At 44.0% G+C, this 23708-nt stretch carries 25 protein-coding genes and 1 tRNA gene; 15 read left to right on the top strand and 11 right to left on the bottom strand.

The features are described from left to right. Nucleotides 1–266 precede the first annotated feature (266 nt). Nucleotides 267–554 (top strand): hypothetical protein, encoded by a 288-nt coding sequence (locus AC5O63_RS02860; protein ID WP_004743979.1) that lies wholly within the window; start codon nt 267–269, stop codon nt 552–554. On the opposite strand, the gene AC5O63_RS02855 is transcribed toward AC5O63_RS02860, so the two are convergent. Together AC5O63_RS02855 and AC5O63_RS02850 are read right to left on the bottom strand one after the other, a co-directional pair. Continuing rightward, complete coding sequence (locus tag AC5O63_RS02855) at nt 551–1714, bottom strand: diguanylate cyclase (protein ID WP_494503842.1); 1164 nt, start codon at nt 1712–1714, stop codon at nt 551–553. The two genes, AC5O63_RS02860 and AC5O63_RS02855, sit on opposite strands and share 4 nt — an antisense overlap. A 280-nt stretch (nt 1715–1994) precedes the next feature. After that, nucleotides 1995–2906 (bottom strand): LysR substrate-binding domain-containing protein, encoded by a 912-nt coding sequence (locus AC5O63_RS02850; protein ID WP_494503841.1) that lies wholly within the window; start codon nt 2904–2906, stop codon nt 1995–1997. 88 nt (nt 2907–2994) lie between these two features. Between AC5O63_RS02850 and AC5O63_RS02845 the strand changes: the two genes are divergently transcribed. Then, the gene (locus AC5O63_RS02845; RefSeq protein ID WP_494503840.1) at nt 2995–3903 is read left to right on the top strand and encodes a DMT family transporter; all 909 of its coding nucleotides are present in this window, start codon (nt 2995–2997) and stop codon (nt 3901–3903) included. 34 nt (nt 3904–3937) lie between these two features. Here the strand turns inward: AC5O63_RS02845 and AC5O63_RS02840 are convergent, their stop codons facing one another. After that, nucleotides 3938–5005 (bottom strand): DUF3541 domain-containing protein, encoded by a 1068-nt coding sequence (locus AC5O63_RS02840; RefSeq protein ID WP_494503839.1) that lies wholly within the window; start codon nt 5003–5005, stop codon nt 3938–3940. Between the two features lie 375 nt (nt 5006–5380). Between AC5O63_RS02840 and AC5O63_RS02835 the strand changes: the two genes are divergently transcribed. The 8 genes from AC5O63_RS02835 to gntR all read left to right on the top strand — a co-directional run bounded on the left by AC5O63_RS02835 (nt 5381) and on the right by gntR (nt 13634). After that, nucleotides 5381–6757, top strand: coding sequence for a diguanylate cyclase (locus AC5O63_RS02835; RefSeq protein ID WP_494503838.1), 1377 nt, complete (start codon nt 5381–5383; stop codon nt 6755–6757). Between the two features lie 70 nt (nt 6758–6827). Further along, a complete protein-coding gene (locus AC5O63_RS02830; protein ID WP_494503837.1) occupies nt 6828–7262 on the top strand; it encodes an Mpo1 family 2-hydroxy fatty acid dioxygenase in 435 nt (144 codons plus the stop codon). Nucleotides 7263–7489: 227 nt separating this feature from the next. Next, nucleotides 7490–8506, top strand: a complete 1017-nt coding sequence (locus AC5O63_RS02825; RefSeq protein ID WP_494503836.1) for a TRAP transporter substrate-binding protein — start codon at nt 7490–7492, stop codon at nt 8504–8506. Nucleotides 8507–8574: 68 nt separating this feature from the next. After that, nucleotides 8575–9132: a TRAP transporter small permease subunit gene (locus AC5O63_RS02820; protein WP_494503835.1), complete on the top strand. Its 558-nt coding sequence runs from the start codon at nt 8575–8577 to the stop codon at nt 9130–9132. After that, nucleotides 9125–10441: a TRAP transporter large permease gene (locus AC5O63_RS02815; RefSeq protein ID WP_494503834.1), complete on the top strand. Its 1317-nt coding sequence runs from the start codon at nt 9125–9127 to the stop codon at nt 10439–10441. Before AC5O63_RS02820 ends, AC5O63_RS02815 begins: the two co-directional genes overlap by 8 nt. An 83-nt stretch (nt 10442–10524) precedes the next feature. Continuing rightward, on the top strand, nt 10525–11025 hold the full coding sequence (locus AC5O63_RS02810) for a gluconokinase (RefSeq protein ID WP_239853337.1): 501 nt from the start codon (nt 10525–10527) through the stop codon (nt 11023–11025). After that, nucleotides 11016–12515 (top strand): NADP-dependent phosphogluconate dehydrogenase, encoded by a 1500-nt coding sequence (gene gnd / locus AC5O63_RS02805; protein WP_494504559.1) that lies wholly within the window; start codon nt 11016–11018, stop codon nt 12513–12515. Before AC5O63_RS02810 ends, gnd begins: the two co-directional genes overlap by 10 nt. A 117-nt stretch (nt 12516–12632) precedes the next feature. After that, the gene (gntR, locus tag AC5O63_RS02800) at nt 12633–13634 is read left to right on the top strand and encodes a gluconate operon transcriptional repressor GntR (protein WP_494503833.1); all 1002 of its coding nucleotides are present in this window, start codon (nt 12633–12635) and stop codon (nt 13632–13634) included. A gap of 281 nt (nt 13635–13915) precedes the next feature. Here the strand turns inward: gntR and AC5O63_RS02795 are convergent, their stop codons facing one another. Continuing rightward, nucleotides 13916–15448: a DUF3612 domain-containing protein gene (locus AC5O63_RS02795; protein WP_494503832.1), complete on the bottom strand. Its 1533-nt coding sequence runs from the start codon at nt 15446–15448 to the stop codon at nt 13916–13918. 162 nt (nt 15449–15610) lie between these two features. Here AC5O63_RS02795 and AC5O63_RS02790 point away from each other — a divergent pair, with 162 nt between their 5' ends. After that, nucleotides 15611–16183, top strand: a complete 573-nt coding sequence (locus tag AC5O63_RS02790; RefSeq protein ID WP_171320695.1) for an aldolase/citrate lyase/malate synthase family protein — start codon at nt 15611–15613, stop codon at nt 16181–16183. 67 nt (nt 16184–16250) lie between these two features. Here AC5O63_RS02790 and AC5O63_RS02785 read toward each other — a convergent pair whose 3' ends face one another. Further along, a complete protein-coding gene (locus AC5O63_RS02785) occupies nt 16251–16940 on the bottom strand; it encodes a MaoC family dehydratase (protein ID WP_494503831.1) in 690 nt (229 codons plus the stop codon). Between the two features lie 316 nt (nt 16941–17256). On the opposite strand from AC5O63_RS02785, the gene AC5O63_RS02780 reads away from it, so the two are divergent. Next, nucleotides 17257–17347 (top strand) — tRNA-Ser (locus AC5O63_RS02780). 202 nt (nt 17348–17549) lie between these two features. On the opposite strand, the gene AC5O63_RS02775 is transcribed toward AC5O63_RS02780, so the two are convergent. The 6 genes from AC5O63_RS02775 to AC5O63_RS02750 all read right to left on the bottom strand — a co-directional run bounded on the left by AC5O63_RS02775 (nt 17550) and on the right by AC5O63_RS02750 (nt 22193). Further along, nucleotides 17550–18452 carry a DMT family transporter gene (locus AC5O63_RS02775; protein WP_494503830.1) on the bottom strand — a complete coding sequence of 301 codons (903 nt, stop codon included), beginning with the start codon at nt 18450–18452 and terminating at the stop codon, nt 17550–17552. 75 nt (nt 18453–18527) lie between these two features. Further along, nucleotides 18528–19154 (bottom strand): LysE family translocator, encoded by a 627-nt coding sequence (locus AC5O63_RS02770; RefSeq protein WP_494503829.1) that lies wholly within the window; start codon nt 19152–19154, stop codon nt 18528–18530. A gap of 65 nt (nt 19155–19219) precedes the next feature. Further along, nucleotides 19220–19591, bottom strand: a complete 372-nt coding sequence (locus tag AC5O63_RS02765) for a hypothetical protein (RefSeq protein WP_494503828.1) — start codon at nt 19589–19591, stop codon at nt 19220–19222. A gap of 164 nt (nt 19592–19755) precedes the next feature. After that, nucleotides 19756–20853, bottom strand: a complete 1098-nt coding sequence (locus AC5O63_RS02760) for a YHYH protein (RefSeq protein WP_494503827.1) — start codon at nt 20851–20853, stop codon at nt 19756–19758. A 3-nt stretch (nt 20854–20856) separates the two neighbouring features. Beyond that, on the bottom strand, nt 20857–21528 hold the full coding sequence (locus tag AC5O63_RS02755; RefSeq protein ID WP_494503826.1) for a PEBP family protein: 672 nt from the start codon (nt 21526–21528) through the stop codon (nt 20857–20859). Nucleotides 21529–21641: 113 nt separating this feature from the next. After that, entirely contained in the window at nt 21642–22193 is a 552-nt protein-coding gene (locus AC5O63_RS02750) for a helix-turn-helix domain-containing protein (RefSeq protein ID WP_004749450.1), read from the bottom strand. 182 nt (nt 22194–22375) lie between these two features. On the opposite strand from AC5O63_RS02750, the gene AC5O63_RS02745 reads away from it, so the two are divergent. The 3 genes from AC5O63_RS02745 to AC5O63_RS02735 all read left to right on the top strand — a co-directional run bounded on the left by AC5O63_RS02745 (nt 22376) and on the right by AC5O63_RS02735 (nt 23596). Next, the gene (locus AC5O63_RS02745) at nt 22376–22996 is read left to right on the top strand and encodes a LysE family translocator (RefSeq protein WP_494503825.1); all 621 of its coding nucleotides are present in this window, start codon (nt 22376–22378) and stop codon (nt 22994–22996) included. A gap of 35 nt (nt 22997–23031) precedes the next feature. Further along, a complete protein-coding gene (locus tag AC5O63_RS02740) occupies nt 23032–23244 on the top strand; it encodes a hypothetical protein (protein ID WP_494503824.1) in 213 nt (70 codons plus the stop codon). Between the two features lie 76 nt (nt 23245–23320). Further along, entirely contained in the window at nt 23321–23596 is a 276-nt protein-coding gene (locus AC5O63_RS02735) for a hypothetical protein (protein ID WP_494503823.1), read from the top strand. Nucleotides 23597–23708: the final 112 nt, after the last annotated feature.

Raw genomic sequence — 23708 nt, 5'->3', positions numbered from 1 at the left:
TCAAGTTTTCCTATTTTGAGTATCGATTTGATAAAGAGAAAGGACTCGCAATGGGCGAAAAACGAGTTCTTCCAGCTAATCATGTACTTAGTGATGTATTTAGTAGTTGGCATAAGGTTTGCTATGCATAACGTAAGCCTTTTTGGGGAGTGATTCCTTGATTGGCATTTCGGAAATGCCGAAGATTTCAACAGTTATTATCAGAATTGTTATTGTAAGTCTTGGCTATACTTAGATAAAAGGCGGTCAAAAGAGAGGAGGTGCTTATGGCTGTTGTTCCAAAACACACTGACTCCCATAGTCGATACGACCCTAAGCAGGAGTTAACCGCAGATCAGTTACATCGTTTTGGTAAAGTGGCACAGAAAGCCCGTGAGCGACGTAAAGAAGAAGTGGAAAGAGGCACTATGTCTGCTGTTGCGAGGGCTGCGAAAGAAACTGCATTCAAACCAATAGTGACGCCTAAGCGTGAAAAACGTAACACGGTTCGCTACGCTGCATGGATGCTAGTCGCAATGGCTGTGTCGTTATGGCTAATGTATATGAGCCGCTAACCTCGCTTTAATGAAGTGACGCTTGCTAGCGTCTCTTCTTTGTTTTGTTTTTGTCCTTGCTCTAGTTGGCTTTCTACTCGATAAAAACGATATTGGTTTTTTCCACTGTGCTTAGCGGCATACATGGCTTTATCAGCGCAGCGGGTAAGCTCTGCAAGTGTACTGGCGTCATCAGGGTAAAGAGCAACGCCGACACTTACCGTGAGTTCATTAATACGTTGAGAAGACTGATACCCATCAGTAAAAAGCCCACAAATGCGTTTCAGAATGCCTTCAAGATCTTGCTTCGATTTCACATCGTAAAGCAGCAATACAAATTCATCTCCTGCGAAGCGAGCGACTGAATAATCGTGTTTATCTGTACTGCGATCTTTATTTCTGACGTTGTTTTTCAACCGCCTTGCAAAATGTTGTAAGACTCGGTCGCCCACTTCATGTCCGTAGGTATCGTTAATGAACTTGAAGTTGTCGATATCAAGAAACACCATAGCCGTGACATTTTTGCGCTCTATCTTTTCTTCGAGTTTCCCTTGTGCCCAATTTTCGAAACTCCAACGATTAGCGAGACCAGTAAGCTGATCTAAGTAAGCGAGATCTTCAATTCCTTCTTTATACAAAGATTGCACATAGTTCATGACTTTTGAGTATTGGTATGCGGAGATGTTGCATAGCAGGTAGAGGGAAAACAGACTAAAAAGAAATATGCTATGCGAACCTCTAACCATGTAGGATATAGAATCAGAAAAAAGTACTGACGACAAAACGACAAGGAAAAAGCCAGTACTGAGTGTTACACCAATTTTAAACTCGTTGGCAAAGATGATGATTGCGGTAATCGGATACAGCCAGAGCAAGCGATCTGGCACACTTTGCCCATAAACAAGCAAGATCACACCGTGAAATAGAAGAACGCCGCTAAGTATTAGGTCGCTGAATTTTGGGGTTGAGTGTTTGACCAGATAGAGAATGTTGAGCGTTAGAACGATAGAGGTAAAAAAGTTAATTGAGGCGAAAAAGTAGTTTTGCTCAATAAATCGAACCAAGCAGAAGGTGAAAATAATGGCTAGGGACACGGACGAGCATAGCAAGACAATCTTACGCTTTCTCGTTGCGCGAATATCTGCCATCTCTTCTATTTGTTGCCCTGCCATTTGTGGCATAGTCCACCTTTCGAAAAATGTAACCCCTCAAGCAAAGTTTAGAAGATAAATAAAAGTCTGAACGGGCCAATAATTATAAAGAATTTAACGACTTCAATAGCTTATATGTGCTTTTGTGCATACCTCGTGGATGAAAAGTTAACGTAATGAATTTTGACGCATATATAACTCACTGTCTTGAATTCCAAAAATGACCATCCGGTAGTTTATTGACGCTAGCTACATATTGATTGGTCGATTTAGTAAAGCATATTGATAGCTTTATTTATAACAAAAAAATCTATTGTTCCAATCGTGTATCTTCACTGAACTCGCGTCTTATCCAGCTTCTAAGTTGCAGTACGTTCTCGTTTTTCAACTTTCCGGGTAAACAAGCGAAGTAAAACTCTTGGTGTGGATTCAATACAGGTTCACCAACTTCGACTAGGTAGCCTTGTTGTACGTCATCACGAACAAAAATCCGGTGTGTAACAAATACTCCAAGGTGACGGGTGGCAGCCTGAACTGCTTGGATAGAGGCGCCAAACTTTAGGTTGTTTGCTGGATTGGGAATTGAAGTATTGTTCGCTTCGCACCACACTTGCCAGTCATGTTTTCGTCTGTCGTTAGCGGCAATGATTGCTGGATATTTTTTAAGTAGTGCTATGGGACAATCATAGTCAGCGGCTAACTCTGGGCTCGCGACCATGATCAGTTCATCATCTGCGAGCTTTTCACAGTAGTAATCCTGCCAGTCTTCAACATTACCGTGTATCACAGCGACGTCTACCCCTTCATCTTCCATGACAAATGTCCCAATGAGGGTAGAGATCCTCACATCAAGATTTGGAGCGTACTGGTTGAGTTGGTTAACTCTCGGAATCCACCAATGCATCGCCAGCGAGTTGACCATATTCAACGTTAAGCGATGAGATTGCTTGTCTTCGATTAGCTGGTGGGTAGCACGAGTGATCTGCTCAAGAGCTGGGGCAATATTTTTGTAGTATTGGCGTCCAGTGGCATTGAGAGTCACATGACGCCCAACACGGTTAAACAGAGATTGCCCAACGTGTTTTTCTAAAGACTTGATCGCTTGGCTGATAGCAGAGTGGCTGACATATAGCGCTGATGCGGCCTCTGTCATGCTGCCTGTTTCTGCGACGGCGACGAAGGCATAAAGAGATTTTATTGGAGCGGGAACGATACGTTTCATGTGTAAGTTTTTCTTACTAATGGTGTCAATATTACTCGTTATTTATTTCGGCTTGTTGCCCCTACACTTTAGATTAAGGGAGGGAGTTATGTCGAACCAGTTGTACCCAGTTTTATTTATGTTGGCCTCAACCTTTAGTCTGTCACTAACCGGACTATTTTCAAAATTATTAGGTCAATATCTTGAACCAAGCCTATTTAGTTTTCTAAGGTTTATAGTGCCTGCACTTATTATTGTCGCAATGTCACGAAGGCTCTATACGCGACCCACAGGCACATTGTGTCAGGCGATTTGGATTCGTGCCTTATGCATCGCCGCATGCCAAGTCTGTTTTATCTATTCGCTGAATCACTTAAGTTTAGTTGAAAGTGTGGTTTTATTTGGCACAGGTCCTTTGTTCTTACCTGTGTTAGAAAGATTAATATTTCACACCCAACTAAAGTGGATTTCAATTTGGGGGCTGGTACTGACGTTTACGGGAGTACTTCTACTCGCGGGGGATGTGTCAGGGATTAATCTACGACTCGAATTGTTGGTTGGGTTAGCGTCCGGCCTGTTCAACGCGGGTTCTCAGCTTAGCTTGTATCGCATTAGTAAGTCAGAACTCAACGCATTTGAAATCAATTACTGGACGTTTCTGTTTGCGGCGATAGTGTTATCCCCTTACGTTGGCTTTAGCTACATTACTAGCGAACAGATGGTCAATACCGTAGGGATTAATATGGAAGTGCTTATTGCTGTGATGTTAGGCGTCTCATTCCTAATCATTAATACGCAGGTATTTCGTTCTAAAGCGTACAAGTTGGCTGAATCGGGGTCGCAATTGGCGCCGCTGATCTTTACTAACTTACTGTTTACTGCGATATGGCAGTGGCTATTTTACGCAGAAAGCTACAGCTATTTGCAAGTAATGGGACTGACTCTGATTGTGCTTGCCAACATGTTTGTCGCCTTTGCTCCCAGATATCTGGCAAAGAGACCGGCGTCCATCGCATAAACTAGTAGCCCCGCATCGCTGCGGGGCTATCTGTTTATTGTGGGATAAGGCCATAAGGCGGACTAGAGAACATCTTTGGCTGACCTTTCACTGTCGGAGCCTCATTCACCTGCTGCCAATCGAGCAACATAATCGCAAGCACATTGCGGTGCTCGCCGTAAGTGACATCGAAATCACCAGTGACAGAAGGAATCATCCCTTTGTTTAGGTCAATTGAGCTTTGAATCGCTTTACGGGTTTTCTCGACCACTGGGTCATCTTCAAGACCAGCTAGCAAGAAGGTAATCCCTACCTCTGCGATGACATCTTCTTTAGCTCGAATCAGAATGGTATCAATGTTGTCGCGGAAATAGTCGTATATCCACTGATGCTGCTTTTCACTGACTTGGTGTTGGTAGTATTCCGAATCGCCGAAAATGATATGAGTCATACCATAAAGCTTGTTGCCGTACTGCTGCTTGGATAGCTTTTTGTCTTCGTGGTCTGGGTAGGCTTTCTTGAAAGCTTCTGTGAAAGGCTCCACAACATCTTGCTCTCCTAGCTGTCTTAGCCAGTAAACTTGATTGGCCAGTTGCGCAGCCCAAGCCTTAATCATCTCTTGGTCTGTTGCGTATTTAGCGAAATCATATCGACGAATGACGGAACGAAGCTTGTCATCATACTTGTGCTTCAAGCCGTACTCATTAGCGCGAGCCATCGAGCCTAACAGGTCAACACCAAGATAGAGATATTCAGGCATATGTTTGGTGACGGTATAACGTCTAACACTGCGCTCATCGGTTTCGCCAATGTAGCCAGAAACACGCTTTTCGGAGTAGAGGAGTATCTGCTCTGGTGTGTTGATTTCCGCGGTAAACTTATTGAGTCGACTGGCAACACGGGCCATATCAGTCCACACCGCTGCTGAGTATTTTGGATCCAACGTTTGGCGGAACATACGGAGTCCGTAGTGCCCTTCTTTAAAAGCTGGCAGGGTATATAACTGACTCTCGTAGGTGTTTCGAATGATATCTGCGGACTCTTTGTAGCTTTGTGGCGGAGATGCCATGACTGAGGGAGACAATACAATAGCAAAACACAATCCGATTAACTTTCCGCGCATTCTAATAGCCCAATAAAACCCAATGAATATAACCATTAAGGTTAACAGGTATTTTAAAAGTCGATGTTATCTCTCGGTCAAATATTTCGTTGAATAACCGCCTACAAGCCATTAACGCGAGCTGGATGCAAAATCGCCTAGTTTAGATAATCTACTCATTAAAGTGGCGAGCATTGGCCTTAGTTCCGCTGATTTTCGTTGTTACACTCGATAAAAATGGCCTTATTGTCGATAATTTTATCTATTGTCGATGAAAAACAGGCCGATTTATTGTAACTTTTATATAACCAATACAAATAATAACAATACGAATTACAGGCTTTATTCCTCGGGTGTGACCCGGTTTTTTGTTGCATGAATAGTTGTGGGGGGCGGATGGCCTTGAGTTCAGGCAGGCATTTTTATCTTAATGCTGTATGTTTGTTGGTTTTTGTTATCTCTATTGGATTGGTTGAGTCCCTCGATCGTAGCCAAAAATCTTTCTTGCGTGACAGTTTACTCGCCAGAGCCAAAGAAGAAGTTTCTATTGTTCGATCTGAATTAGAATCGGCCATTGTTTCAGATATCTATGTTGTTAACAGTTTGCCTGCATTAGTCGCGGCTAACCCCGAGTTTGAGTTTTCTGGATGGGATCTGATTGCTTCAAGCGTAATCCGAAAAAGCAGCCATGTTCAGTTGTTGGGCTTAGCTCCAGATGATGTGATTAAATACATCTACCCTTTAGAAGGTAATGAAAAAGCTTTGGGTTTGGACTACCGAACGATTCCAAGCCAATGGCGGACGGTTAAGAAAGCTCAAGACCTACAAGAAATCTTTATCGCGGGTCCAGTCAACTTAGTGCAAGGTGGCTTGGCTCTGATTGCTCGCGTTCCGATCTTTTCAGATCCTCCATATAACTCAAGATATTGGGGGGTATGCAGTGTAGTCATCTCGCTTGAATCGTTGTTTCTTGATGCTGGGGTTTCATCATTTGAACACAGATACAATATTGCCATTCGAGGAAGGGACAGTACAGGCTTAGATGGGGAAGTTTTTTATGGCTTGCAATCAACCTTCGATAACGCATTTGCTATTGAATCGGTTCACTTTCCCTATGGAAACTGGGTGATTGCTGCTTCGACGAAGAAAGACTTACTCGCGAGTAAACCTTGGTATCAAGTCCATGCAGTTCGGCTGCTTGGCTACCCAATGATACTTATTCTACTTGGTGCGTTTGCATTGACGTATCGCCTTTATGCTGCGGCCAGTAAGCGGTCGCTGCAAGACGAGTTAACCTTGTTACCTAATCGACGTTACTTTATGTATACCTTGCGTGAACACTTTGATTCTGTGAAGAAACGCCACGAGCCTGATAGGTTTGCGATTCTAAATATCGATCTTGATAAATTTAAAGCGATCAACGACACCTATGGACATGCAGCAGGTGATAAGGTCTTAATTGCTACTGCAGAGCGTTTAAAGAGCGTGTTGAGAACATCTGATGTTGTAGCAAGAATCGGTGGGGACGAGTTCTTAATCCTGTTGCCACGAATTGAAAACTCCAATGACATCGATGTAATCAACATCGAATTGCAGAAGGCGATTTGCCATACCCCAGTCATATACGAACAGCACTTGATCAATTTACAGGTGAGTGTTGGCTATGCGATCTATAAGCCTGAATTCAATGACATAGACGACATGCTCAAGTTAGCAGATTCACGTATGTATCAAGAAAAACGCCGCCAGTTGCAAAGAACTATCACAAATTAGTCTTTATTGACGGCAGGGGATGTAAAGCCATGCTATAGAAATAATAGGATGATTTTACAGGTGAAAGAGTATGAAGGATCTCACTCAGTGGCTTGCTGAATATGGTGAAAGCCATCAGAACCCGATCAATCAAAAGATACATAAAGTTGCCGTCCCCGGAATTTTTTTATCAGTGGTCGGGCTGATTTGGTCAATACCGCCGCTTGAATTGTTTGGTTTAACACTCAACTGGGTTTGGGTGGCTGCTTTACCTGTAATGGTGTTCTATTTTCGACTTTCACTCAGCGTGTTTCTTATGATGTTGGGTTTTACCCTCGCTTGTATCTCTCTGGTTTGGTCTATTGAAGTCATGCAGTTGTCGGTTTTGCTTGTTTCTTTGGTGCTGTTTGCCGTGCTGTGGCTGTTTCAGTTTATCGGTCACAAAATCGAAGGGAAAAAGCCATCATTTTTCGAAGATGTTCAATTCTTACTGATTGGCCCGATCTGGGTATTCAGAAAACGATAACAGAATCTGTGATCTAGCTAAGCGAGACTTTGATCACAGAGTCTGATCTCGATGTTAATTCTTTTGGGTTAGTAAATAACAAATGTGACAATAGTCATAGTAAAACGTTATCTGTTACCGGTAACATTGCCTCTAACGTTACCGGTAACATAAAAATAAGAACCGGTAGTTTACCTAGGTCATATCGGCTAGATTGGAAACTGAAACAAATAAAGGATACCCCTACTATGAAAGCGATGACTAAAACTCTGCTTGCTGCCACGATAACCGGTTTTTTCTCCGCCTCAGCGTTCGCTGCAGATTTTAATCTAAAGATTCAATCATCAGATCCGTCTGGCGATCTTAACTACAAGGTTCAGCAAAACTGGGTAGAGCGTGTTGAGAAAATGTCTAACGGCCGTATCGAAATCGACCTATTACCAGTAGGTGCAGTGGTTAAACACACTGAAACCCTAGGCGCGATCAAAATGGGTATCCTAGATGGTCAGGTGACAGCAACTGGTTACTTCTCAGGTAAAGATCCAGCGTTCGGCCTTATCGGCAACATGGTAGGTGCTTGGTCAGATACGACTCAGCTACTGCAATACATGAACTATGGCGGCGGTAACGAACTAATGACTGAGCTGTATGCGCCTTACGGTGTTAAGTTTGTAGGCGCTTCAACCACAGGTGTTGAATCCTTTATTTCTAAGAAGCCGATTGATGGTGTTGGTGATCTAAAAGGTTTGAAACTTCGCGCACCAGAAGGTCTGGTTCAGCAAGTGTTTGCAGCTGCGGGTGCGACGCCTGTTAACTTGCCAGGTTCAGAAGTGTTTACCGGTCTTAGTAAAGGTGTTATTGACGCAGCAGACTACACGGTTTTTTCAACCAACCAGAAAGCGGGCATGAACGATATCGCAACGCATCCTGTTCAACCTGGCTTCCACTCTTTGCCGCTAATCGATATCTCAATCTCGCAAAAGAAATGGGACAAGATGCCGGAAGATTTGCAAACCATTCTTCAGACTTCGGTACGCGACTTCTCTTACGATATGACGACTCAGCTAAAAATGGCTGACCAAGCTGCAGTGAAGGAAGCGCAAGCAAACCCAAATATAACCATTCACAACTGGTCTGACGAAGAGCGTAAGAAATTCCGTGAAATTGCCAAGACTCAATGGAAAGTGTTTGCAGAGCGTTCTCCAAATGCACAAAAAGTGTATGACTCAGTTACAACATTCTTAGAAACCAATGGTCTTCTTTAAGCTATCCGACCTTGTTTAGCTTCTCTCGGGAGGGCTAGCGCCCTCCTAATTTTTTGGGAACATTTTTTATGACTGATAAAACACCCCATACGCCACCAGAGCCTGATGAACAGCCAAGAAACTTTTTGGACAGAATCATTATAAAAATCAGCAACCTGTTGAGCTGGTTCTTTATCGTGACAGTACTTATCTCATTTTACGAAGTTGTGATGCGTTATGTATTTGATGCCCCGACGACTTGGGTTCACGAAACGGCATCATTTATTGGTGGGTCTCTGTTCATTGTTGGGGGTATATATGCATTCGCCGCCAATAAGCATGTTCGTGTAGTGTTGATTTACGATGCGGTCTCTTCTCAAACCCGCAAATATCTTAATCTCGTTCACCATATTGTAGGACTAGCTTTCGCAGGGATGCTGGCCTATGCCGCGTATTTTCTAGCGCAGGAAGCTTGGTTTACACCTTGGGGTGAGCTTAGATTAGAAACATCTGGCTCAGTCCTCAACGCCCCATACCCTGCATTACTCAAAGGTCTCATCTTTGTTGTTCTCAGTATTCTTGTTGTCCAGTTTGTATTGCACCTAATCCAAGAGATTATGGGGCTAAGGAAGAATGACGATGTTTGATCTCTCTTCAATTGGCATCGCATGGGGAAGTGTACTCATGCTAGTGATGATGATTGGCTTGCTGCTTACCGGCATGCAGCTCGCTTTTGTGACAGGTTTTGTCGCCATCTTCTTTACCTTATGTTGGTTTGGGCCAGATGCTCTACCTCTTATCGCGAGTCGTACCTATAGCTTCGCCTCTGGTTACGTGTTCTTAGCGGTTCCGATGTTTGTCTTAATGGCGGCATTGCTTGATCGTTCTGGTATCGCGAAAGACCTGTTTGATGCGATGAAATCAGTCGGTCGAAAGGTGCGCGGTGGTGTTGCTGTTCAGACACTATTGGTTGCGGTATTGCTTGCCTCTATGTCGGGTGTTATCGGCGGTGAAACCGTACTACTTGGTATTCTCGCGTTGCCTCAGATGCTGCGCTTAGGCTACGACCGTAAACTCGCTATCGGTACTACTTGTGCTGGTGGAGCGTTGGGAACCATGCTGCCTCCGAGCATTGTATTGATCATCTACGGTATGACAGCGAGCGTATCAATTGGTGACTTGTTTAAGGCGTCATTTTTGCCCGCATTTATCTTAGCTGGCTGCTACATCGCATACGTGTTGATTCGCTGTAAGCTGAACCCTTCTCTGGCACCGATTCCTAGCGATACTGACGAGGAGGATGAACCACAAGTCAGCTACTTTAAAGCGTTGTTTTTCCCTCTACTTTCAGTCGCGGTTGTATTGGGTAGTATTTATACCGGTGTCGCATCGGTGACTGAAGCATCGGCATTAGGTGTTGTCGGTATCATGCTCTCTGCGATTATTCGTGGTGAAATGAACTTCAAAATGCTTAAGGAAAGTGCCATCGCAACGATGCGTACCTGCGGCATGATTATGTGGATTGGTATCAGTGCAAGTGCATTGGTCGGTATCTACAACCTAATGGGCGGTATTGATTTTGTTGAAGAGGTGATTCTTGGTCTGAGCGGCGGTAGTGCGATTGGCACTCTATTGATCATGATGGTGATTCTATTGGTACTGGGCATGTTCCTTGACTGGGTTGGCGTAGCGCTGCTAACCATGCCTATCTTTGTACCAATTATTACTGGCTTAGGCTTTGACCCAGTGTGGTTTGGTGTCGTGTTCTGTTTGAACATGCAGGTTTCTTTCTTGTCACCACCATTTGGCCCTGCTGCATTCTACCTAAAATCCGTAGCGCCGAAGGACATTAGCCTTGGAGAAATCTTCACTTCACTGCTGCCATTTATCGCATTGCAGGTGTTTGTACTTAGCTTAGTGATTATTTTCCCGGAATTAGCGATGTGGTGGAAATAACCACCTCATAAGCGAACGATTACACATTTTGAATTGGTACACAGCCTTCGGTGAGAGTTGAAGGCTAAGGATAGTATTGTCCAATGAAAGCAAAGAAAATATTAGTGATGGGCGTATCAGGCTGCGGTAAGAGCTTGATTGGCAGCGAGATTGCGAAGTCCCTCAATTTGCCGTTTTATGATGGTGATGATTACCACCCACAAGCCAACGTTGAGAAGATGCGTCAAGGTACGCCGCTCACCGATGATGACAGAATTGGTTGGCTGCATACTTTAAATCGTCTCTACGTCGAGAATGAAGCAGCGGTTATCGCTTGCTCCGCGCTAAAACCTGAGTACCGCAACATCTTAAGGCTAGAAAACCAAGATCTAGTGATCGTGTTTCTTAAAGGCGATTTCGAAACCATTTGGTCTCGCCATCAAAAACGCGATAACCACTACTTCAATGGTGAAAGTATGTTGAGAAGTCAATTTGAAGCACTTCGAGAGCCAACACTGGAGGAAGCGCTACACATTGATATTCGCCATTCAGTGGAAGAGGTAGTTGAACAAGCTTTACAGGCGATTGAGGAGTCATACTCATGATTCAGTCAAATATTGCCATGATTGGCCTTGGAGTGATGGGGAAAAGCCTCGCGCTTAACCTGCTTGATAATGGTTTCCATGTTACTGGTTTTGATATCAACCAACAAAATCGTGACCGTGCCCAAGAAGAAGGTGAACAGCTATCAACGCAACCAAGCAAAGGCCGTCTACGCATCGTAGAGAACTTAACGCAGCTGCTAGAAAGCCTAGAGTGCCCGCGAGTCATTGCTCTCTCTGTTCCTGCTGGTGAGATCGTTGACTCAGTCATCGAAGATTTAAGTAATGCTGGCTTAAACCATGAAGATATTGTCATCGATACTGGCAATAGTTTATGGACTGACAGTGAGCGTCGTGAACAGCAGTTTAAGGGTCAGTTGCGATTCTTCAGTACCGCCGTTTCAGGTGGTGAAGTTGGGGCGCGTACAGGGCCGTCATTAATGGCAAGTGGAGACCGTGAAGCGTGGAACTATGTCAAACCGATGTGGGAAGCGATTGCAGCAAAGGTTGATGCAAAAGGTCTTCCGGTCGCTCAATTTGAATCTGGGGAGGCATGCGCAGCCTATCTAGGAAGAGCGGGGGCAGGACATTACGTGAAAATGGTGCACAACGGTATTGAGTATGCGGATATGCAGCTGATTTGTGAGGCATACCATTTCATGTCGAGTGCGTTAAACATGCCTGCTCATGAGGTTGGTGATGTGTTTGAGACGTGGAACCAAGGCGTACTCAATAGCTACTTAATGGAAATCAGTGCAGATATCTTGCGCACTGATGATCCGGTAACGGGGCGGCCGCTTGTTGAAATCGTCTTAGATAAAGCTGGTCAAAAAGGAACAGGGCTTTGGACGGCGGTGAATGCGCTGCAGCAAGGAGCGCCGACTCCCACCATCGCTCAAGCGGTATTTGCTCGCGCTCAGAGCAGTCAAAAGGAGACTCGTGGTTTAGCGTCTAGCGTTTTCAAGCCAAAACCGAGTGCAGAAACCGAGTTGGATAAAGCGTCACTGCTTGCAGAGCTACACGACGCTCTCTATTGCTCAAAGCTGACGGTTTATGCTCAGGGTTTTGATCTACTTAAGACAACCTCAGACAAAGAAGCGTGGGCGTTAGATTTTGCTAACATCGCTAAGATATGGCGAGCGGGATGCATTATTCGAGCAATTTTCTTACAAGATATTACTCACGCTTATCAAGAGAACAAACAACTGGAGAACTTGCTCCTCGATCCTAAATTTGTTGAGCAACTAAATAATCGCTCGCTAGGCTGGCGAGGGTGCATTGCAAAAGCAGCGCTAACCGGCGTTCCAGTGCCGGCGATGAGCTCAGCGTTGAGCTACTTTGACGGGCTTCGCAGTGCGGTTGTGCCAGCGAACTTACTCCAAGCTCAGCGAGATTACTTTGGTTCACACAGTTATGCGAGAATCGATGAGCCAGAGGAATCTCGCTACCATTTGACTTGGAGCCGCGAGCAAAAACAACAGATTTTCGTATAAATCAGAGCGCTCACACTAATGTGAGCGCTTTTTTGTTAGGTTCAACAATAAAATAGAATTAAATACTCGGTACTATGTTACCAGTAACAAAATCAGAACAACGCAAAGTAACACTTCATGGCGAATAAGAAAAAAAGACCAACGCTTCAAGATATTGCCGACAGGGTCGGCGTAACGAAAATGACCGTGAGTCGTTGCTTACGAGATCCTTCCCAAGTCTCAGAAGCAATCAAAGATAAAATTAACCAGGCAGTAGAAGAGCTCGGCTATATTCCCAATCGCGCCCCTGACATACTTTCAAATGCTAAATCGAATGCCATTGGTGTCTTGGTGCCGTCTTTAACCAACCAAGTCTTTGCTGAGGTAATGCGAGGTATTGAATCCGTCACTACCCCTGCCGGCTATCAAACTATGATTGCTCACTATGGCTATAGTGCAGAGCTAGAAGAAAAAAGTATCGCGTCATTACTGTCTTACAATGTGGATGCGATTATCTTGTCTGAAAACTTCCACACAGATAAAGCGCGCAAGATGCTTGAAACCGCTTCAATACCCATCGTAGAGATCATGGACTGTTTTTCTCCTCGGATTGAACAAGCTGTCGGTTTTGACAATGCAAAAGCATCACAAGCGATGACAGAAGCCATTTTGGCTAAAGGGCGCAAACGGATCGCTTACTTTGCTGCGAGAATGGATGAGCGGACTCGGCTAAAAATGCAGGGTTATCAAAGGGCGATGGAAGGCGCGGGTTTAGAGCCTATCAGCTTACAAACGGAAGAAGCGTCTTCATTTACCCTTGGCGCTAAGTTGCTAGGTGAGCTTAAAGAGTGCCATCCCGATGTAGACGGTATAGTGTGTACGAACGATGATTTAGCCATCGGGGCGCTCTATGAATGCCAAAGGAGAGGGATTTTGGTTCCCGAGCAAATGGCGATTGCTGGTTTCCATGGTCATGATATCAGCCAAGCGATGATTCCTAAACTGGCGACTGTGGTGACACCGCGTGAGGAGATTGGACGTGTTGCGGCCACTCAGCTGATAGACAGGCTGAAAGGGAAAACATCATGGAATGATTGTATTGATTTGGGTTATCAAATCGAAACAGGTGAAAGTATATAATTGCATTTTGCAAAATCTGCATTTCCTATAATGCACTAAATTGCAAAATGAAAACCCGTTATGCGCATTGTTTTTGTGAAATGGGTTATAAATTAGCCATATTTAAGGGTTTTGAATGGTTTTAAAAGTTGGCACGATTAATGCTCTATTACTAGTGACCCTTATTAAGCCGAGGGTCACCTAGCCAACTGACGTTGTTAGTGAACCTAATTTGTTCACACTTATATGTAGCCAATCACGATTGTTGTGATTGGCTTTTTTTCTATCTGGGCTAGGTAAACTTAAATTTGAATCGACGCTTCCTGACAACCGTTATAACAACTTGGTTTGCGTGGGCACACTGCACCTCGTGAACAGATAACTCTTGCATCAGTATGTATGCCACGTTCAATCCAGTTAATATTAAGAATCTTAGCAATGGTCGTGAATTCTTTTTGCATGTAGCGAGGAATAGCGGCGCTACCCCCATTACTCACACACAAAGATTTAAGCTCTTCTGCCAGTTCAATCGAATTTCCCCCCTGAGCATCGATAGCTGGGTTTAAGTCGATACCAGCACAAAGAACACGATTGTTTCCTGCCGGGTCAGTCATATTGACTGATTCACAACAGTATATTCTTGGCTCATCCCCGACATTCAATATCGATATTTGTGCCGAGCTACCCTGCTGAGGCTCCGACAGTCTTCTAAACACTGCCCAATGCTGACAAGGGTCATTTACCTTCCTCATGTTTCCCCAAGGTAAAGGAATACCATTGCCACGATATACGGCTTTGAGTTTATTCTGACCGTAGGCATCAAAGTAGTGCCAGTGGGGGTAAGGAGAGACAACGGTCATACGTCGCATTGCAACAGAAGGAGAGACACCGGCTTTTAGGTGAACATCGATTTCATAACCACTGCGATCGAGTAATTGCCTAAAAGGAACTTTAGGACACAGTAGAGCACCTGCGAAAAAGCTCGATTCGAAGTCTCGCCATGCTTGTAAAATGTCTTGGGAGTTAAGCTCAGATGTAGGAGAGGCTTGGCTATTTTCCTCCCAGCTATTCGCGTGTCCAACTGAAAGAACGCTTTTTAGTCCTTCTTTACTATGTAACACGCAGTGACCTATATAGACCGCTAGATCGTATTTAAGGCGCGTTGGGTACTGTTTAAGTACCTCATTTAGGTAGATGCTACCGGGAGGCTCAAAGAATGAGGTGACAATCTGTTTTGCACTTACTCCTAATTCGTCCACGACATCTTTAGGAGGGCGAGAAATCCAGCGAATGGTTAGCCCTAAACTTCGCGCAATATCCATCAAATCTTCTGCCGACAGATTAAGCCTTTTTAATCCTACTTCTTCAGCTGCTCGCTCTAAATCTGGAAAGTGGTTTTGGTTGCTTTCTTGATGAGCACGAATAAGAAGGTGTGCAAACTGGCGGCCAGTAATGCCAGTTTGTGACAACATCTCGGGTATCGCTATCTGTAGAATATCATTAGAGAACAAAAAGCTTGGCTCTAGAGCCATTCCACTGATACCACCTCTATTGCCTTTGTCTGGTGTAATATCTGCTTGCTCTGGTTCATCATCCAAAAACCAAGCCGGATCTTTTTGGAACACCTCTGCAATGACCTCTAGCATATCAATGCTTGGAACGCGCTTTCCCCGCTCTATCATGGATAGATAAGAGACAGAAGGGGCATACTCTGGATTGACGCGAATACAGCGTGCAGAGAGGTCTTCCATAGTTAAATGGTTGCGTTTCCTAAGATTTCTTATCTTAGTACCTAAAAAATGAGACTGACGAATAAGGCTTTTTGACACTGGCATTTTGTAAAATTCACACTGTAAAATTTTTGTTGTGAAATTGTAGTCAAAAATTCACTAGTATACAAAGTAAGCAAAGTCACAAATTCGCAAATCAATGAAACGCCAGTTTGGAATATTTGCTCTAGGACATAAAAGTTGTGAAATATCCGCGAGGGAAACGCTATGAACATGCTGACATTCGATAAGACTGAAATCCAAAAACAAAATAAGCCATTTATCGCTGAAGCAGTCTTCGCGGTAGAAACTATCAACGCAAGCCAAGCCAGTGAGAAGCAAGTAAAAGCAAAACAGTTGCTTGACCGTCTGTTCCCACTAGAAAATGGTTCTCATAAAGAAGTGACCGCTTATGTTATCGATTACCGCCATGTGATGGCTTACTTTAAAGATGGTAGCCACAGTGGATTGAAGCATCCTAAACACTTTGTCGCTTACATGGGCGAAAAAGAAGACCCTACGTCAATTCTGTTTAGAGATGGCACAGGAAGCCACGTTGAGGTGACCTTTGGTAATCATAAAGGGACAGGTTGTATTGAACTGATAGATATCGAAGACATTCAGTTAGAGACTTGTACGACCTTCCCGCAAGAAATGGCAGAAATGGCGGCGATGCGCCACTGGATTAGCCTAGTGAAAGGCGATGAAAAAGGTAAGCCAAGAGCTAATACAGAAGAGAAAGAGTACACCGCTAAAAACGGCGATGACTATCAATTAGAGTGCTGCTATACAATGAAATAAGTGAGATTGTGTAAAACGAAAAAGGGATACCCGCGGGTATCCCTTTCTTTTTAAATCAATCTATTGATTAAAAGTGCAATTGAATCACAGATGTGACTACGGCGCCTGGGCGGCGAACACCTTCAATCTCGACTTTGATTTCACGTTCGATTTCTAAGCCTTTACGGATTGGCGTTACCTTAGACAAGGTACTTACCGCACGCACTTTGTTATTTGCTTTAACAGGATAAGGGAATCGCACTTGGTTTAAGCCAATGTTGACGACCATCTTCGCTGTAGGGAAGAGGTTATTGTCAGGATCAACGCTATCAGTCAGCTTTGGTAATAAAGCTAACGTCAGAAAGCCGTGAGCAATCGTCGTTTTGAATGGAGATTCTGCTTCTGCGCGCTCTGGATCGGTATGGATCCACTGCATGTCTTCAGTTACTTGGCCAAACTGGTTAATTCGTTCTTGAGAAACGTCTAACCACTCACCAGTATGGATCACTTCACCTAGCTTTGCTTGCAGCTCTAGATAGAGTTTTTGCGCTTCAGGCTTCAACTCAATAGGTTTCGGCTGCTGAACCAGAGGCTGAACTTCATCATTAACAGCAGGAGCTTGAAAGTCACGCAGACGAGTAAACAGGTGGCGGTTATGAGCCTTGTTAACAATCTCTCCCCAGTATTCTTTTACAGTTGGAGTCATCCACTGCATAAACTCAGAATGCTGCTTAGTAATTGTTTCACCACGATGTTTAAATAAGTCAGCGACTTTCATAAAAACCTCTGAAATAGACGATGTTACTCAGTTAATTCCGTAATTTTGAATTAGTTCACACTATTGTGCAATCACTTTCGGGCGTACACGTGTTGTGTCAAAGTGTGTTTTCTTATATTTATCAGTTAGATATAAATAAAACACTATTTTATTATCATTTATGATTTAGAGTACTTAACCCATTAAATGGTCACTCTATGAGCGTAAAGTCACGAAAATATATGAAATGGTTGTCTAGATTATCAACACTTGAAACATCGAAGGTAAATTAGTGCTTTACAAGCCTGAGACCAATACCTAATATACGCACCGCAACGGAGAGATGGCTGAGTGGTTGAAAGCACCGGTCTTGAAAACCGGCATACGTTAATAGCGTATCTAGGGTTCAAATCCCTATCTCTCCGCCACATTAAAAAAGCCCGCTGACCTCAGCGGGCTTTTTGCGTTTTCTGTTGTATGTTCTTGAGTATTTTTACTAGAGAGCAATTGTTATGCCTGTTTTATTATTTTATATAAAACAATGACTTATGTTTTTTTAGTTAAGTTGGCTGAGCAAATATTTACCTAGCATAAGCAAAAAGCTGTTGAACCATGAGCAACATGTTGATTTTATCGGTTTGACGTCAATGGCTTCAGTAGCCGTTTACCGAAGACGTTAACCAATGCTCCCGTCACGATCAAACTCCCCCCTAAATAAGTCCATACGGAAGGAACTTCGTTAAATAGCCATACGCCAAGTAATGCGGAAAACACGATTTGGATGTAAGAGTAGGCTGACGCTTTTCCTGCTGCTTGAGTTTGCATCGCTTTGGTTAAACCATACTGGCCGATTTGGGTAAAAATTCCGACCAGTACCAAAATCAGTGTGAGATAGAAACTTGGCCAGACAAACTCGTTCCATACCAAGAAAAGGGAAGTGGGCAGTGCTACGAGCGGAAAGTAAAAAATGATGACGGAGCTGTCTTCAGTTTGGCTTAGCTTTCTCACAATCACGTAGGCAATTGAACTGCCGAAAGCCCCAAGTAATGCCGTGGCGACACTAAACAGTGGTAAATCTGAGCTTTGTCCACCACTCATGGTGGGCTGAACCATGACCCACAACCCGGCCAAGCAGAAGGCAATACAGATCATCGTTGAGGACTGAATACGCTCTTTTAAGAACAAGACCCCGAGTAAGGCGGTAAACACAGGGTGGACGTACTGTAAGATGGTTGCCTCAGCAAGCGGAAGCGTTGTGACCGCATAGTAAACGCACATCAATGCCACGGTGCCAACGGTTCCCCTGACTAAAAGCAAAGGCCTGTTATTACCCCAAACCGAGATCCTTTTGCGTTTGACATCTAGATAGCTAATGACCAAAGAAACTAGAGCCCGCGCCGCGACAATTTCAAATACGGGAATACCATGATTACTGACGTACTTTACACACGCAGACATTAGAGCGAAGCCTAGTGCGGAAAGAAGCATGAAGCGAACCCCTACAGGGATTTGATTGAGTGTATTGTTTAGCATGGTATCTAGATTGGGTGGGTTAGAATAAGGGTGACTAGCGCCACCCTTAGGTAAAATCAAAGTCGTTAAGTGAACTTATTTGTTAATGGCTAGATAAGTTCCGGCAGCAATCATAATACCGCCCGCACCTCGATTGAGTTTTTGTTGCGCTTTCGGCGTCTTGATCACTTTAGCTAACCTACCTGCACCTATCGCGACACTCATTAGCCCAGTCATCAAAGCCACCATTGTGAGCACAACGGCAAGGGTAATATCTTGGCTGCTTAGAGAGGTGAGATCCATAAATGTTGGCAAGAATGAAATGTAGAACAAAATCACTTTAGGGTTGGAGGCTGAAATGAGAAAACCTTGTACAAAGCCGGATAAACTAGATTGTTTATTAATTTCTGCACCTTGTTCAAGCGCTTCACTTGCTTGAGGCAGCGCTTTGATCATCTTGTAACCTAAATAGATTAAGTAAGCGGCGCCAACGTATCGGATTGCGACAAACAATGTTGCCCAGTTTTCGGCGATAGCGGCAAGGCCGAAACAAGCAAGAAGAAAGTAGATCACATCACTAACAACCATTCCCGCAGAAAGAGCAAGACAATTTCGAGCTCCTGAAACCATTGCGCGAGCGATAATGGCAAAGACACCAGGGCCGGGTGTAACGCTGAAGATCAACATTGCGATAAAAAAGGTAACAGCACTTTCAAAGCTCATACGCAGACGCTCCGGTTTTCATTGATTCTTTGCACACTAGCACCTTTTTCTATGAGTGAAAACGACTAATGTTGGAGCGAAAAGTTTTGAGTCGTGCCTGCTGGTAGCTGGCTATAAACTGGACGGGATAATGAAAAATGCACGTCACCGAGAGATTTGGGGAAGCGAATCTCAATTTCTTGAGGAGACTGAAAAGTGTGCGTCGCTGAAAAGCGAAATTCTACGACGTGGCTATGTTGTGAATCGGCTGTTTTAATAGGCGACAATGGAATAGGCTTTCCGTCTATAGTGAGTTTAACGCCATTCTCTAGAAGCTTGTATAGTTCAACGTTCAGGCGGCTTGATGTAAGTTGTGGTTCAGTAAGGAGAACTTCGGTATCCCCGAGTAGCCAAGCTTGAGGATCTTGCAGCCTCATAAGCCAAGTTTCTATATCCACGTAAAGTCTTAGTTCAGCCTGTCCATCGCGCAAAATGAGTTGTGAAGAGGTTTGCGCTAACGTGTGGCTTGAGGATATGGGTGGGAACAGTATTGCGACTAGACTAGTCAAACACCACAATATAAGTTTTGTTTTATATAACATAATTGACGTCTGTTTGGTTATTAACGGCAGTAAGTTCCTGACTCAATGGCCCCATTATTACTTATGGTTTTTTGTACGAACTCATAGCAGTTAGGTTGTGATTTTGATGGCGTATAACGTGAATAGTATTCGACACCTTGATAAGTATAGGAGAGCTCCCTCGTTCCGTCTTTTGACTCAGTGTGTCGCAAGTTTTGAACTCCATTCTTCGGCGGTTTTAAGTTCGCGCGAGCCCTTGCTCCCTTAAGTGGAGCCACTCTAGGTAGAATCTTGGTGTCTACTTTCCCTACTAAGCATTGAAATATGTATGGTGGTTGTGGAGAGGTATGATAACGATAGCCATAAGTGGGGTCTGTTTGCCCGTTGCAAATATCGAGAGAGCCGTTTTCGATCTGGGTTCCATTAGGGTTTCTATCGGCAAGCAGAGGGTATCCGTCGTAACCCCAGCCTATGATTGATGAATCCCCCCAGTTCGGCATGGATTCGATCATGCAAACTGGCTTTGCGTGATAGTGGTAATCATCGCCTCGACCTGCATGCCCGCCACATTGGTCTAACTGACCAAGCTTTACGGTATCTTTGGCTGATTGGCATCGCTCTGGGTTAAGTTCCCCTTGAGCTGAATAGTCGTAGATTGGGACACCGTTGATGGCAATTCCAAGAGCGGCATCTATCGATGTGTACGATTTGGCTTTCTCAGGAGAGAGTCTGATGGGGGCGACGTATTGACTAGCTGGGACGGGTATCTGCTCGTTTGTCCCCGTAATTCCATTCATTACGTCATGCTCAGGGTACGTATCTGACTGAACATATGCATAGGTCTCGTCGCATACGACAGAGACATTAGAGAAACCTGCTTTGAGAAAGCTCTCTTGTACTTTTGTACACTCAGGGCTATCGATAGTGGTTGTTGGCAGTACTAAGGCTTTTGGGGGGTTACCACGTTTTGGCTTTTTGTCTTTTTTGTAGTGTCTTATCGGGGCTTTAAGCACCTCAACTGAAAATTGGGTAGAAAGCTCTAACCTCGCTCTACTTTTGCCTTCAGACGCTGAAGAAAGTGAGGAAACAGAAGTTAGAGAAAACGCCAATGAAATTAGCAGTTTGCTGCCCAGCTTCATATCCTAAACCTCTTCTGAAGTGAGAGTTGCTCGACACAAAATCGTGTTGTCAGTCTCTAAATCTGCTGTCCATATTAACTTAGCCTCACGATGCCAACGAATTAGGTCGTAGCCACCTTTTGGTTTTACTTTAGATTTTGGAAATGCACTCGCATTTGGCCACTGTCTATCGTCGAATGACGTTGTTTTCCAGCCGTGTGGTTCGGAGGTTATATCGCTCATGCAGTCTTTATTAGGCTGGCTAGATTTTTCGCAGCGCTTGTCGATTGGAGCAATATGGATCGGAAAGCATCGCCAAGCTTCGTTGGAAACTAGCAGCGTTTTGTTATTACTACTGTCAGTGAACTGCGCAATAAATCCACCATCACCCATCTGTTGCTTGCGAGAACCGATATATTCCAAACCTGTATCATTTTGTTTGTAGTCTTTTATTACAAAGCTCAGCGTTACGGGCAAAGAAGATTGGAAGACAAAACTCTCTGCATTAAATGACCGCTCTGTATTTATGGAGACTGAGTCTTCCATGATCATTTGATCTTCTATGTACATGGCGAACCAGTTGTCTGCCCATACATCTGCTTGAATCTTGACCATTTCAGAACTGCTTGCATATGGCGTTGAAAGTGCAAGTGCAGAAATAGCGAGAGTGGAATAGAAGCGAGAGGTCTTTAGCATAAAGTCATCAATCCTTTGACAGCGGTGCTCGCTCAAATAGTAGAACGGGATTTTAACTGTTCAAGATAACCTTCGCTTAAATGTTACTGTGGTCATATTCTCAACCACTTAGACTATCGATACTCCGACACTAACATTGCACGCGTATTCGGTTCTAATGCCTCAAATATATGAGCTTGATCTCCGGGGTAGGTAATGTAGTCGCCTTCTCCGAGTTCATGCTGATCGGATAAGAGCCCTAATCGAGCCCTTCCTTTGACAATGATCATATGTTCAATCACACCGCGATTGTGCGGCTCTGAATGAAAAGGCGCACCCGGTTCGACTTCTAGCCAGTAAATATCGCGGCTGACACTCGGAGGGCATGCTGCCAGCAAGGTTGCTTTGTAATCTTCATTCTTCGAGAAAACAGATACGCCTTCACCGTAACGGATCACCTTGGTTTTTGCTGACGGTTCTTCTATCAAACGAGAGAAGGGGATATCCAAAACCACGCAGATTGACCATAGGGTTTCGATACTTGGGTTTCCAGAGCCATTTTCAAGCTGAGAAAGCGTTGATTTTGCGATGTTGGCACGTCTTGCCACCTCAGCGATGCTTAGACCAGAGCGCTGCCTTTCTGCACTAAGTGTTGCTGCTATCTGAGCTATTGGTGCTTTATTCATTGTCATAGGGTTCCAAGCTTCCTCACTCTTATCTTCACTATGTTCATTATAAAAAACGAATGTACGGTTTGACAAACATTATTCCGGTGTTCAATATATAATCTCATCGTTCATTAAATCGACTGTTTGATTGAGGGATTGGCTGTACGCAATTAAACCAAGAGTAAAAGAGGAAGTTTGTTGTGGAGTATCTATTATCCGTAGCCTTGTTCGCTATTTCTTCATCAGTAACACCTGGACCGAACAATATTATGGTGATGACGTCGGGAGTTAATTTTGGTGTTAAAAAGACCTTGCCTCTGCTTTTGGGGATATGCGTAGGCTTTACCTTTATGTTGCTATTAGTCGGGCTTGGATTTGGTCAGTTATTTTATGTGTTCCCCCAGTTAGATTTGGTCATTAAAACGCTCGGAACGGCTTATTTACTCTATCTTGCGTGGCAAATTGCTCAGTCTGGAAATGTCTCAGCGGCAGGAGGTCAATCTAAGCCACTGGGCTTTATGAAAGGGGCATTGTTTCAGTGGGTAAACGGGAAAGCGTGGGTAGTGGCGATTGGTGCCATTTCGGCTTTTACGACCGTTGGCGATACTTACATGTCGCAAAACCTAACGATTGCTATGACTTTCTTTGTGGCTTCCTTTCCGTGCGTCGGAGTTTGGCTGATGTTTGGTTCAGTTTTGAGGCAATACTTGCAAAAACCAAGTTATTTACGGTTGTTCAATCTCACCATGTCGATTCTGCTAGCTATTTCGGTGTTACCCGTTGTTATCGATATTGCCGCTGAACTAAAGATAGTTATGTAGAAATAAGTCTCAAAAGCAGGCTTGCAGAGAATGCGATGACATCTTTAGTCCAGAAACAGCAACTATCTGAAGGTGATCGAACTCTTGAGCTCAAGGCATTCGAAAGCGTTCTGCCTAAAGGATCAAGACTTTCTAAGTCACAAAGTTATCCCGTAGGAACATTTAACTCGCAAACCCTTAGTGATGAAGAGTATAAAATGAGTGAACAAGAACGGCAACAGGTGGCTTTTTTAGAACAATTGTTATGATATCGGCAGTTCGCACTAGTAGGGGACTCAAAACTATCATACAATCGAACGGTGTTTTTTATTGTGTTGATATTTTATGATCTATAAACATCCCGTTTTTATATTGAGCCTACTCGCCACGCTCACTGGATGCTCAAGCACGAATGAAACGCTTTCACCGGAAGAAGCTGTCAACCAGCCTCCACCCACTATCCAAAAGGAAGCTAGTGACCCAGAACCTATTCAGAAAAGTGTCGATGCTCAGGTCTTGCTAGATACCGAACCCACAAGGCAGATCCTAACTGCGGTAGAAAGCTTAACAGATACGCTGAATGTCCTCAGTTTTGGTATTTTTGCTGGCTCGAAAATGTAGAGAAACGCCCAGCTTCGTGGGAGTAGCTTCCACACCCAATACGGATTTAGTGACTATGCTTTAGGAACAAATACGTGTAAGCGGGTTGTTATGCTAAGTCTACAGAGAATAT

The sequence above is a fragment of the Vibrio sp. SCP2 genome, assembly GCF_059295395.1.
Note: the sequence above shows the minus strand (reverse complement) of the source record. Positions and strands in the feature narration are given on the sequence as shown.